14 protein-coding genes, 2 tRNA genes and 1 pseudogene are annotated in these 12,126 nt (G+C 42.1%); 10 read left to right on the top strand and 7 right to left on the bottom strand.

What is annotated here, in order from left to right:
- Window positions 1-27: 27 nt before the first annotated feature.
- A complete protein-coding gene (locus JKG64_RS00605; RefSeq protein WP_210352402.1) occupies window positions 28-615 on the bottom strand; it encodes an RNA polymerase sigma factor in 588 nt (195 codons plus the stop codon).
- A gap of 420 nt (window positions 616-1,035) precedes the next feature.
- On the opposite strand from JKG64_RS00605, the gene JKG64_RS00610 reads away from it, so the two are divergent.
- From JKG64_RS00610 to JKG64_RS00620, 3 genes are all read left to right on the top strand, one after another.
- Window positions 1,036-2,418, top strand: coding sequence for a hypothetical protein (locus tag JKG64_RS00610; RefSeq protein WP_210352403.1), 1,383 nt, complete (start codon window positions 1,036-1,038; stop codon window positions 2,416-2,418).
- A tRNA-Lys gene (locus JKG64_RS00615) sits at window positions 2,418-2,490 on the top strand. The genes JKG64_RS00610 and JKG64_RS00615 overlap by 1 nt, the downstream gene beginning before the upstream one ends.
- A 6-nt stretch (window positions 2,491-2,496) precedes the next feature.
- Window positions 2,497-2,568 (top strand) — tRNA-Gln (locus JKG64_RS00620).
- A gap of 159 nt (window positions 2,569-2,727) precedes the next feature.
- On the opposite strand, the gene JKG64_RS00625 is transcribed toward JKG64_RS00620, so the two are convergent.
- Window positions 2,728-3,084 (bottom strand): winged helix-turn-helix transcriptional regulator, encoded by a 357-nt coding sequence (locus JKG64_RS00625; RefSeq protein WP_210352404.1) that lies wholly within the window; start codon window positions 3,082-3,084, stop codon window positions 2,728-2,730.
- An 88-nt stretch (window positions 3,085-3,172) separates the two neighbouring features.
- Here JKG64_RS00625 and JKG64_RS00630 point away from each other — a divergent pair, with 88 nt between their 5' ends.
- Window positions 3,173-3,676, top strand: coding sequence for a dihydrofolate reductase family protein (locus tag JKG64_RS00630; RefSeq protein ID WP_210352405.1), 504 nt, complete (start codon window positions 3,173-3,175; stop codon window positions 3,674-3,676).
- Between the two features lie 49 nt (window positions 3,677-3,725).
- Here JKG64_RS00630 and JKG64_RS00635 read toward each other — a convergent pair whose 3' ends face one another.
- A complete protein-coding gene (locus JKG64_RS00635) occupies window positions 3,726-4,364 on the bottom strand; it encodes a gluconate 2-dehydrogenase subunit 3 family protein (RefSeq protein ID WP_210352406.1) in 639 nt (212 codons plus the stop codon).
- A 4-nt stretch (window positions 4,365-4,368) separates the two neighbouring features.
- Entirely contained in the window at window positions 4,369-6,105 is a 1,737-nt protein-coding gene (locus JKG64_RS00640) for a GMC oxidoreductase (protein WP_210352407.1), read from the bottom strand.
- A gap of 343 nt (window positions 6,106-6,448) precedes the next feature.
- Here JKG64_RS00640 and JKG64_RS00645 point away from each other — a divergent pair, with 343 nt between their 5' ends.
- From JKG64_RS00645 to JKG64_RS00660, 5 genes and pseudogenes are all read left to right on the top strand, one after another.
- Window positions 6,449-6,619, top strand: a complete 171-nt coding sequence (locus JKG64_RS00645; protein WP_210352408.1) for a hypothetical protein — start codon at window positions 6,449-6,451, stop codon at window positions 6,617-6,619.
- Window positions 6,616-6,801 carry a hypothetical protein gene (locus tag JKG64_RS00650; RefSeq protein WP_317195816.1) on the top strand — a complete coding sequence of 62 codons (186 nt, stop codon included), beginning with the start codon at window positions 6,616-6,618 and terminating at the stop codon, window positions 6,799-6,801. Before JKG64_RS00645 ends, JKG64_RS00650 begins: the two co-directional genes overlap by 4 nt.
- A pseudogene (locus JKG64_RS23300) lies at window positions 6,788-6,832 on the top strand (hypothetical protein); the annotation flags it as partial. The gene JKG64_RS00650 and the pseudogene JKG64_RS23300, both read left to right, overlap by 14 nt.
- Before the next feature lies 1 nt (window position 6,833).
- Window positions 6,834-7,301: a hypothetical protein gene (locus JKG64_RS00655; protein WP_210352409.1), complete on the top strand. Its 468-nt coding sequence runs from the start codon at window positions 6,834-6,836 to the stop codon at window positions 7,299-7,301.
- Between the two features lie 38 nt (window positions 7,302-7,339).
- A complete protein-coding gene (locus JKG64_RS00660; RefSeq protein ID WP_210352410.1) occupies window positions 7,340-7,561 on the top strand; it encodes a hypothetical protein in 222 nt (73 codons plus the stop codon).
- A gap of 80 nt (window positions 7,562-7,641) precedes the next feature.
- Here the strand turns inward: JKG64_RS00660 and JKG64_RS00665 are convergent, their stop codons facing one another.
- A complete protein-coding gene (locus tag JKG64_RS00665) occupies window positions 7,642-8,550 on the bottom strand; it encodes an NAD(P)/FAD-dependent oxidoreductase (RefSeq protein WP_210352411.1) in 909 nt (302 codons plus the stop codon).
- Between the two features lie 226 nt (window positions 8,551-8,776).
- On the opposite strand from JKG64_RS00665, the gene JKG64_RS00670 reads away from it, so the two are divergent.
- Complete coding sequence (locus JKG64_RS00670) at window positions 8,777-9,376, top strand: RNA polymerase sigma-70 factor (RefSeq protein WP_210352412.1); 600 nt, start codon at window positions 8,777-8,779, stop codon at window positions 9,374-9,376.
- Between the two features lie 87 nt (window positions 9,377-9,463).
- Here JKG64_RS00670 and JKG64_RS00675 read toward each other — a convergent pair whose 3' ends face one another.
- Window positions 9,464-10,804, bottom strand: a complete 1,341-nt coding sequence (locus JKG64_RS00675) for a DUF4302 domain-containing protein (protein WP_210352413.1) — start codon at window positions 10,802-10,804, stop codon at window positions 9,464-9,466.
- A 12-nt stretch (window positions 10,805-10,816) separates the two neighbouring features.
- On the bottom strand, window positions 10,817-12,121 hold the full coding sequence (locus JKG64_RS00680; RefSeq protein WP_210352414.1) for a DUF4302 domain-containing protein: 1,305 nt from the start codon (window positions 12,119-12,121) through the stop codon (window positions 10,817-10,819).
- Between the last annotated feature and the right edge of the window lie 5 nt (window positions 12,122-12,126).

A 12,126-nucleotide genomic window follows, 5' to 3' on the forward strand; every position in this document is an offset into this window, starting at 1 on the left:
AGACGGACAACTTGATAAAAGGGAGTACTAAAAAAATGAAAAAAATAAAATTAGAGAAAACAGAAGGGTAGTTAGTTTGGTTCGAAGGTATCTTAACGCATTGTGGACCTGTTTTTTAGCGGTTTTTTCGGAAATGTTGAGCTTTTGACCGATTTCTTTATAGCTGAGCTGTTGTTCGCGGTTTAGTTCAAAAATCTCGCGCGTGCGCGCAGGCAATTGAGTCTTCTCTTTTTCAATGGTCGCTAGGAGTTCCTGCTCCAGTACAGATTCTTCGGTATAACATTTACCGTTCTTCTCAAAGTCATAAAGACTTTCCAGATAGCGATCTACGACCTTCTCGTGTGTGATATGGTCGAGTATTCGATTTTTGACCGATTGGACCAAGTAAGCAAATAGGGATGATTTTATCGTGAAAGATTTCCGTTTGGTCCAGATCGCGACAAATACATCCTGAATAATATCGTTGCAGATGTCAGTATCGGGTATCATTTGGTAGGCATGACGATAGAGACGCTCTTTGTAACATTGAAACAGTGTGTCGAAAGCGCGGTGGTTTCCGAGGTTTATCTGCTGGACTAGCTCTAATTCATCTATATGTGTATTTGGCTCTCTCATCTCTATTTGCTTTCGCAAAAATCGGCTTAAAGCTAAAGTAAAAATATTGATTTTTTAAACATTAACGAAAAGTCGCTCCTTCACGCAGACTACTATTCATGTTAAATGACGTCATGGAGCACAACTAGATTTAGCTATAGAGCAAGCTCATATCCGGTGTGCCGTTTCCGATTTTCTCTGGAGTGCCGGCCCGGAAGTATAGCTTCTCCTATCTATATACGAAAGGTAAGGAGGAGAAACAGGCGAAATCTGGTTTTAATTGGGAGCCAGCCACTTCTCAGATTCTGCGAAACACGCTGTGTAATTGCTTTCAGCCGGAGGGATCACAGGTTTATAGCTAAGCAGAGGGAAAGGCAGATTTTTTTCGCTAAATTCGTTTATCTAAAACAAGCATCGGCTGCAACAGCGTGACAAATCGAAATGGCGACAATTGAACAGTTATATCAAACTTTAAGCGAACGGAGACGACCAGAGGACGTTGCGCAAATTGTTATTGAATTGACAGCAGACGGTCTGACAACTGAAGAGAGACTTCTTTTGGAAAAAGCTGCCAAAGGTTCATTGGCAAGAAATGTGTTTGGCTATACGTCGATGTTGCAGGTATTTGCAGAAGCGAAAGGAGCAGGTAAGCAAATCACTAAAGCCATAGAAATCTTCAAACTGGACGACAATGGTAAATCGGATTACAATAATCAGAAAGATATAGCGGATTTTATCAATTTTGTTTCGCCGATGATTCATAAAACAGTCGGGAAAAATGATTTTAAAACCGACCGACTGAATAAATCGCAGCGAAAAGAAAGCGGACTCGACCTGTCAAAACGTAACTATAACAAGAAATGGCGACTGCTCACCCGAATAGAAAAAAAACTATTGAAGTTTATCCGGGAGGGTAAGAAAAATGAGTTTCAGAAAATTGCAAAACATGGTTTAGCACATACGATTACTTTTGAAGATTTTTCGTCCGATCTTAACACGGCCTGCTTTATTGCTTATTACAATTCACGATGCAATCTTAGAAGTGTTTTCACCAATCAGAGCCAAGAGAGACCATTTGACGAAATAAGTGACATACTTCTGAAAAGATGTACTGGAGAAGAAAGCAATTTTTTGGATGTTTTAAGAAAGGACAAAACAGTAAAACCCAATAGTACCAACTGGTGGGCGATATCACATATTTATACCGGTCAGCTGGTTTTATCCAACTTGACCGATGAGCAAAAAGGAACTTTGTTGGGTAAGTGGACAACTGTTTTGCAGGATATCGCTGAACTATTGGACGAGGTTTGGACGGCTAGTAATATTAACAGAGAAACAATGGTTGTGAGAAGGGGGAATGACTCTACAACTTGGAATAATACGGCAGGAGCTTGGAATAAAGCCAGAGATAATTGGATGAATTTGATTTATTCCTTAGGTTTGGATTATATCCTCGAAGAGATTTGCTTTGGTAAGGTATTAAGACTTATGGCAGCGGATGTGGTTGCTTGGCATTTTTCAACAGGCGGAAAACTCGATCCGAATACGGAAGTATGGAATAAGATACCATTGCCTTGGGAAGTATTCCAGAATAAAGCGCAATGTAACAAAGAGTTGGTAGTTCAATATTGTGAGCAGGCAGGAATCGACCCGGAAAAATCAGGTTGGATAGCCCCGAGAGTACACGGTGTGGCGGAGTTTAAACCTACACCAGAACTTGTTCACGGCGTTACTGTTGCTAATCCGTTTTTGGCAACAGTGCTAAAAAGACATCGGTATTATTCAGGTAAAAATGCGAAACCATTATATCCTGAAAGCAATTAGATAGGTTAGTTCAGTGGTAGAACGTTCGGCTCTTTATCCGAATGGACGTAGGTTCGAGCCCTACACCTATCTCGGATTTCTGATATAGCTCAGTGGTAGAGCGTCCGGCTCTGGACCGGATGGACACAGGTTCGAGCCCTGTTATCAGAACAAAACGGCAAAATAAAAGAGGAGGCTAACACCCTTCTTTTATTTTTTTTCTGAAAGTGTATGTTTTTAATGGCCATCAAGAACTTTTTTCATGACATTATTCTTTTTTGAAGGCATTCAAGAGCTCACCCGCTATAATCGGGTTCGGTTCATCGCTGTTTATGATCCAAAGGAATCATGAAAGTTTTTTCTGTGGTTCAATCCGAATTCAAGTAAAGCGTTGATAATGGGAGGAATTGTTTTGCTGGCATGTTCTGTAATGGCATAAGAAACGGTAACAGGCTTCGTATTATTAACCGTTCTGGTAATCAATAAGTGCTGTTCCAGAACCTGTAATTCTTTGGAAAGAACTTTAGGCGAAATACCTGTTACAGATTCCAGCAAATCTTTGAACCGCATTTCCCCATACGATAGGTTTCGGAGAATGCTGATTTTCCATTTTCCACGAAGTAATTCTAGGGCATCCCCTAATGCTAATATGTTTTCTTTTGAAGGTTTCTTCGCTGTACATCCCATATAAAGTAACTTTCCTAAAGGTAATCAATAGTGAATATAAACTTAATACCTCATAGTTTTGCTGTTGAATTTTTAAAAGATAAAGATAATGAAGGTAATACTTGTCGCAAATATTTCAGCCAACGGAAAAGCGTTGGTATCGGACAATCCCCACCATTCGCTTCCGCAGGAAGCAATGGATTTCTATGTAGGGATGGCAGAACGGGTAGGGAGTATGGTAATTGGTGCGAAGACTTTTGAAAACTTTCAGCAGTTTCCCGAACATGTAAAAGCATTGTTTGCAACGATCGATATGGTCGTACTTTCTGCTGCCCCTCTTGCTTCACCTGAATATACGGTAGTACATACACCCGAAGAAGCCATCGCTTATTTCTCGACTAAGGGTGTTGCCGAAATCGCTGTCGGAGGCGGTATCGGTACGTTCAATGCTTTTTTGGACCGCGACCTCGTAACGGATATATATTTCAACATCAGTCCTCTTATTACCGGCGATGGTGGACACCTGGTCAGCAATCATGCGCTTAATTCAAAGTTTAGCTTAGCAGGTTGTGAAGTCCATAACGGCTTTGTTCAATTGCACTTGGTGAAATGATACATTACAGATGAAGAGAGGTTGTAACAGGAGTCAGGAATGTGTTTTGTTATCCCTCGTCTGTTTTAAAGCCATGTGCCTGTAATACGTCTGCGGGTACGCCTGACCAAACTCCGGGTCGGTTACCTACATACCCCAAATCATCAATTCCAACCTTTGACGTATAAAACCCAGAGGCTGTCAGGTTGCGCAGCGTTTTGAAAAAATTAACCCCTGGCGCTACCTCTGCTGTACTTCGCGAGGGAAATGCTATTTCGTCCAATAATGTGATCTGTTGATCTGCTGTGCAGTTGATAAATACCTTTCCCATCTTTTTTTGGGATCGGATATCCATCCATTTAACACCACCTCGCATAGGGATTTGATAATGGGGCATATCTTTGACTATAAACTCTATAAAATCTGGAACTCCGGCTTCGGAAGCGCTGCCAGAGAATTCATCTTTGGGAATAATATAGTCGACAAGACAGGTGATGGTGGCCATCTCGTGGGTAGAAAAAAATTGTTCCTCCTGTAGTTTTTGATTTCGTTCATGTTCAAAGTCTTGTACTCCGGGGAGTTTTTCGGCAAGAGGCTTGTCGCTATGATCTATAGCCTTGTTTTTTTCGGGACCGCAGGACGAAGCTGCAAGCAGACCTGTCCCGGAGGCAAGTAATCCCAATGCTTTGAGTGATTCTCTTCTGTTCATAGGTTTATCCGTTTATTTTTTTGTTTTCCTGTAATATATATTCTGCTGTACGCATCGAGAGCGCTAAAATAGTCCAGGTTAGATTCTTGTCGCCCTGCTGCACAAAAGGGCCGGCATCGACTACGTATAGGTTCTTGCAATCATGGGCCTGTCCCCATTTGTTGAGCACCGATTTTTTTGGATCGTTACCCATTCGTGTGGTACCACCCTCATGTATAATCTTGCCCGGCGCTTCTAGGCCATAGGCTGTTTCGGGACCATGGATCTTAGAGGTGATGACTGCACCCATTTCATGCATGATCGACTGGAAGGTCTCCTGCATATGTTTTGCCTGTAGGACTTCCTCATTGGCCCATTTGTAATGGAATTTTAACACGGGGATTCCAAATTTGTCGACTTTATTGGAATCGATTTCGCAGTAATTATCCAATCTTGCGATGGCTGTACCACGTCCAGCCATACCTACACCTGCACCATAAAATCTTCGGTATTGCTCTTTTAAAGCTTTTCCGTAACCGGCTTCTCCCATAGGTTTGCCATCTTTGCCCGGGATCTTGTCGCCAAGTTCGGCCGTTCCGCCAAAAATTCCGTAGGACGGCATACGCATCCCGCCTCCATATTCAATATGGTAGCCTCTAGGAAAATCGAGCTTTTTATTATCTAACCACCATGGTGAGTAAATATGCACACTGCCTACGCCATCTTCATTGTACCGCTTGCGATCGAGGAGCTGAGGGAGAAATCCGCTGAGACCTGCACCTGTGGAATCGTGCAGGTATTTTCCGACTAGTCCCGAACTGTTACCTACGCCATTTGGATGGGCTGATGATTTGGAATTAAGCATCAGGCGGGCACTCTCACAGGCACTGGCACCAAGAATTACTGTTTTTGCCTTAACACTATATTCTTGAAGATCTTTGGTGTTGACATAGGAGACACCGATAGCAAGTCCCTCATCGTTGGTGAGCACTTCGCGGACCATAGCATTGTCTATCACTTTTAGATTACCCGTTTTCATTGCCGGAATTACCAGGCAGGAGGAAGAAGAAAAATCTCCGTATACTTTGCAGGCACGGCCACATTGGCCGCAGTAGAAGCAAGTGCCCCGCCCCTTAACGCCAGGTAGGGCTTCGGTCAGTACTGAACCCCTGCCTGCAATAACAGGTACCCCCGCTTTTTGACCGCCTTTACGGATATAGAGCTCATTAAGACGGGGTTTCGGCGGTCTCAGAAAAATACCGTCGGGTTCATTATGGATACCTTCTACTGTGCCGTAGATGCCAATCATACGGTCTACACGGTCATAAAAAGGTTTGACTTCATCATAAGTAATAGGCCAGGCATCAGTAACACCATCTTTGGGCTGAAAATCATCTGGCCCCATCCGTAAGGATATGCGGCCCCAATGATTGGTACGGCCACCCAACATACGTGCCCTGAACCATTCAAATTCGGTTCCATCTGCTCTACTATAGGGCTCGCCATCAATCTCCCAACCGCCGTAAGCGGCGTCAAAATCTCCGAAGGGGCGTGTCGTGCCCGCACCCCGTCGAGGTGATTCCCAGGGCCAGCGCAGTTGCAGGGCATCTATGGCGGGATCGTAGAAAGGGCCGGCTTCCAACATGAGAACCTTGAGTCCCGCATGTGCCAGTATATATCCGGCCATACCACCTCCAGCACCGGAACCGACCACTATAGCGTCGTAATGCTCCGTAGATTCAATAATCTGAAATGCAGTCATAATAGGGCTTAAATTAAATAGTTAATAGCTTAGTTTAAAAGTTGATTACCGTAAGTTAGCAATAAACTACTGCAAACTGAACGAAAAAATGTAGGATTTTTACGCGTAGTTATAATACGGCTCGCTAATGAAAAGTAATTCATTCCTAAATAAATAGGAATATGCCACAAAATCCCCCTCGAATAGGCTCTTAAGACGGTTAGTGTAGACGGACAGTATTAAATTTGCTAATCCCATGATAATGTAATTTGCATTTTTCGAGATATTTTTTTGTTTAAACTATTTTGTTAGGTAGTTCTAACTTTGTAAGTTTGTTGAGCTAATTGGTAAAAAGGAAGCGCGAATGGATTTTGTAATAGACCTGCTGGAAGAAAATAAAAACTATCTGGAACGACAGATCCGCGATGAAGATCTGATGAGAAAGAATCTGAAAACGGCTACAGCCAGTATGCAACAGATCAGCCAGCTAAAAAGAGCAATAAAAATATTAAAACAGAAAAATAGGCAACAATGAACATTACGTTAACACTGCCTGAACTCCCTTATGATAACGGAGCGCTGAATCCGGTCATCACGGCCGAAACATTTGACTACCATTATGGAAAGCACTATGCTACTTATGTCAATAACCTGAATGGCTTGATCAAAGACACGTGCACGACCAAAATTTGTAGAGGGTTTCTGGGAGGTGGTTAATTGGGATTTTGCAAATAAAAACTTGAAGTAAAATGGAGAATAGCTGTATGAAGCATGTGGAAGAGCATTGGCAGACATTGACCGTATCGGCCAACGGAGCTTTTGAGCAGGGAGATTGGCAACGGGCACTGTCGCTGTATAATGACGCACTGTACAGGGCTGAGGTGCTTAATGACCATATCGGGGACTGTATGCGATTGAAAATTCCTTTCATACAGGTGTTTCTTATTTCCTGTAATAACCTGGCGCATACGTATCAACAGTTGTGTCGGGAGGAGGAAGGAGAGAATATGCTGAAACGGGGTATACACTATCTCTTTCATCTGATCCGGAGAAAACAGATTGAATTTTTGGAGGTCCAGTCGGATCTCAAAGCAGCAATAACCAATTATGTGAGCTTTGTACAGCAATCGGAGGAGGGGGAGACTAAGCGACAGCATATTGTCGAGCTGGTGAACGAACAGCTTCTCGAAAATGATTTAATAGCAACAGACCAATAATAACCTGTGTAATTCAGTCAAAAAACTAATGGAACTGGTTGGTACAGCATGGTTTCAATAGGTTGACTGCCATATTGTATCGTATTGACGTGAATGAGGAAAAGGCGAGAGAACGGCTGGCGGAGTCTCAGGGAAAGGAAACCCCAGGGTATGTTATTGCTTGTCTCCTGCTGGAAAGAGAAAAGGAGAAAATTGCTTTTAGAGCAAGGTATGCCGCGAATAATCTAAAAGAAGGGGAAGAGAACCTAGTAAAAAGATAATTCTGATGACAGGCCTTGAACCGATCAAGGCCTGTATTAATAATCATAATATGTTATCCGAAAGGTGTACTTATTAGGTATTAAAATTCTTCCTGGACGAGTTGGTGGTTTAGCATAGCTCCTGCTATATTGCCTGTCGAAACTGCATAGGCGACGGATCGCATCATACCGGCACAGTCCCCGGCAGCAAAAATACCTTCTACTGAGGTTTCCTGAAAAGAGTTTGTCTGGAGATACCCTGTTTCGTTTAATACACAGCCAAGTTGCTCAGGAATTGTAGAATGCTGTATGAAGGGGACAGCCGCATAGACGGCTTCGAAATTTTCCACGGTACCATCGCTGAACAATAGGGCATTAATCTGCCCATTTTGGTGAATTATCTCCTGAACTTCCTTTGTGAGGAGACGTATGTTATGCTGGTTTAATTTAGATTTGTGTTCCTCCGAAAAATCAGATTCTTTGGAGCTGATCAAGGTGAGATCAGCTGTTAGGTTGTTGACCAGACCTGCGAGATGTATTGCTTTTTCAGCGGAGGCAAGGATGGCGGTTTTCTTGTCTCTGAACTCGTAACCGTGACAATAGGGGCAATGGATAACTGATTTTCCCCAGCAGGCATCAAATTCCTTAATATTAGGAAAGGTATCTTTGATTCCGGTAGCTACTATTATTTTTCTTGCATGGAAAACATGATTGCAGCCTGTACGTATTTCAAAACCTTGTTCGATTTTTTTGCCGCTCGTAGCAGTATCGTGTAAGAAATCTATGGTTTCGTACTGTAGGACCTGAGCTTTTGCTAAAGCAGCGATTTCGCTGGGAGTATTGCCATCCTGTGTGATAAAATTATGGGAATGTGGGGTATACCGGTTACAGGGCATGCCACTGTCGATGATAAGCGCGCGACGGAGTGACCGTCCTAAGGCCATGGCTGCGGAGAGCCCTGCATAGCTTCCTCCGATAATTATAGCATCAAAGTTTATATTCTCTTGCATAATGTGTTTTTAGTGGACTCGTTATGTCTTTACCCAAAATTATAAATAAAATCCCATAAAAGCAATGTTGTTGCATTTGATAGATGCGCAAAGTTTTGAATTAGATTATGTTGTGGCATCAAATAAGCGAAAGGATTACATTATCGTAATTGAAGTAAAAATTTTACAATCTCGAAAAATATAATTAATTTGCTTTCGTTTTATAAAGATCTATACTACTGACCTGATGAAGATTAAACTCAATGATTTAACAGATTCAGACCTATATATTTATTTTAAGGAGGGGGATGAACAGGCGTTCGAAGTTGTGTTTAAACGGTATTTTAAACGACTTCGTGCATTTGCGCTGACTATACTTAAAGACGAATATATTGCCGAAGAATTAGCTATAGATGTGATGCTGCGGTTGTGGAACAAAAAATCGGATCTGTCATTCGATAGTTCTCTACAGCCCTTTTTATTCAAATGTGTTAAGAACGCCGTATTGGATCATTTGAAGAAGAAGAAAATGGTGATGACTTCTATTGATGAGCTGGACGAAACTCTGGATACATCCTATCTCAGTGCAGATTCGCAACTGTTGGCAAAAGAGCTTGAAGAAAAATACAAAATCATATTAGCCGAATTACCGGAGCAGCGAAGACTTATTTTTCATATGAGCCGCATAGAGAATATGTCCAACCAAGAGATTGCAGATAGACTCGATATTTCCTTGCAGACGGTAAAAAATCAAATCAGCACTTCTTTAAAACATTTTAGAAAGCATTTTGACGATAAGGACGTCTCTATTTTCCTATGTATCATAGGTCTGTTGTTCCATCGATAAGCGTAGAGCAGGCTCTAATGTAAGGGTGAAAAAGGAGTAAGGGTCACCTGGGTAACCCTGTACTCCGTACTAAACACACTATCTTTATTATTCTGCCAGGGTACCAAAGAAACCGGTGAAGGTTATATCCGGATTATCTACGCCTTTAAATTGTCCAAGGAACATATCTCCTGATTCGTAATAATCTAATGTGTATCGACTGACAATCATTAGCCGAAGGAAGTCCTGTACATAATCCTGTATAAGGCTGGCATTGAGATGTTCTGGAATATCTGCCTTTAGCTGCCCCGGGGTAAACTTGTATACGCCAGCATCGGTTTTAGTATAGTTGAAAGGAAATATGGCTACATAATTGGACTGTCCCATCTGAAAATGCAGCGAAATATTCATTTGTTTGCTGTCTTCTACAAAATCAAAATCCCCAAGCATAAAGGCGGCTTCATATGGACTATTGAAAAATTCCATAGTTGAATTGAACCAGGCGAGATAGGCCTCATCCGACCAGCCTTCTAATGCGTAGTAGGTAAATGGATTGGGGGCTGATATGGTCGATGGTATACCATGTCCCAAGAACAGGTGCATCGGTATGATCGGAACTCTTGAGCCTATCAGATCTATACGCTGATTGCCTTCCTGTGCGTACAATTGTGTTTTCGTAGGATCTATAAATAGCTGTCTTACTTCTTTACCATTGATTACTAGCGGTGTTCTAAAATTGATATGGTTGATCCCATAGGATATGTAGGATGTGGTCGTAATTAGTTTATTATTCTCGACATAGTAAGCGATGGCCGATCGTTCGTTTTGATCGATCATTATTTGTACGGCTTTTCCATTTCCATATAGAAAGGAGTGGAATCTGTTGGTGTTGAAATAATTGAATGTATTCCAAAGCGAGTGATACAGGGCAGACCCATTGTACGCATTACGCTCTTCTACTGTTGTGCGAACTAGTTTTAGCTCATCACCATGCTGGTTCCCCAATAAAACCACCGTGTCCTGAATGGCATAGCGGAAGGTATAGCTGGTATCAGCACTGATTTTATGTCGGCCTTGCTGTATGGATATAGCATCGAGATAGCTGCCCAACGAGAAACTGAGTACGGCATTGCCCGCATTCGCTTTGAGGCGGTAAGAAGTTGTTGTAAACTGGTTGCCTGCGTCAGGATAGAGATCCGACAGCATGTTTACTTCACCTTTTTCGGACAGGGTGACATATAGACCATAGGCTTTGCCAGTAATTTTTGTTGTCAGTATGGCCTTCCAAGCCGATTGTCCATCTATAAAGTTGGCCTTAAAGTGAGCGATAGCTTCTTCATCACTCTTAAATACATGCTCGACTTCATAGGCCTCTAGCGTGTCTTTTTTACAGCTGCTGATGCCCAAAAGGAGCAGGACTAAGACTAAGAGTTTATTTATTGTTGACATAGTTCTAATGTTTTATTCCAAAGTGCCTAAAAATTTAAAGTTCGGGTTGCTGGAACTCTGCCCATATCCCATAAGTTCGTTGTCTACGACTTGGTAATCAAAATTGAAGTCTCCATTTACAAAGCCTTGTAGCACAGGGATCATCGCTTCGAAAATATAGGTTGCATTCCCATCTAGTGCTTTTTCGTAAACGAATTTATACTTCTCATTTTCCATCGTGTAATAGAACGAATAATTGGCGACAAAGCTATCATTGCCCTGTTGGATGACAAGGGTGAGCAACATGGTTTTCTCTTTTTTATCAAAGCGTACAGCTAGATAAGGAAATTTAGAACCAGCGGTAAGCATCGTCCGCATTTGATTAAGAGCGGCCGTTCTTCTAGCATTGAAGTCCGAACCCGATCCGGGTACATTCTCTTCAAAGGGAATCAATATATAGTCAAATTGAATGCCCAGCATCTGGTTGAAGCTGAATAAAGGTGTGCTTGAGCTAAATAGTTGGGTCTCTTTGGTTCCGTCTAGCCCGACCAGAAAGGATGTAGCTTTATCCAAGGAAAAGCGATCTATCTGTGTTCCTCCATAGCGTATGCTATTTTCTAGTTCTAGGTAATTTAAGCCTGAAAAGGCGAAGCCGACGGATTTGTTTTGAACTTGTTGTGCACTATCATAGGTTAGTGTCAGCTTCTTAGTACGCATATTGAAATTTAAAGCAACAAGATCTCCTGTTTTTGTCATGATATAAGGGAAGCGGTTTGTCCTCAAAAAGTCAATAGTACCCGTTTTTAAAGCCTGTAGATTACCAGCTTTATAGGCAATGGATTCTTCTTGTGTAGCTTTAACAAGGAGTAGTTTTGACCCATTCAGATTACCACGCATGAGTATGCTATCTGCTGTGTTTTTCAGTATAGAGAACTCGAAGTCTGAATAGTATCCCCAAGCGGGTTTACCACCAAAAACACTGGGATCCGGATCTGCCAATAGATGGATATAGGAATAGGTATCAAAGTACAGGCTTGGAAGCAGGGCCGCTTTCAGTCTATACGAACTTTCTTTGCTGGTATGGGTGGATTCGTCCGATATGTCGGCCAGCATTTGTACCCTGTTCTTACCGTCGAAATTGAATAGAAAGCCATAGCCACCGCCTTCTTGGGTAAAGAGGTGGCCCTTCCAGCCGTAAGGTGCTTCTTTCAAAAGATTTTCATATTTCTGCATGGCCTCGGACAATCTTTCATCCGGTCTCAATCCCGTATAGGCATCTTCTTTCTGGCAAGAGAAGATAAAGGGAATCAAAGCCAATACTATATAGATTTGTTTCATTGTAG

Source organism: Sphingobacterium tabacisoli (genome assembly GCF_017908035.1).
Classification (GTDB): Bacteria; Bacteroidota; Bacteroidia; order Sphingobacteriales; family Sphingobacteriaceae; genus Sphingobacterium; species Sphingobacterium tabacisoli.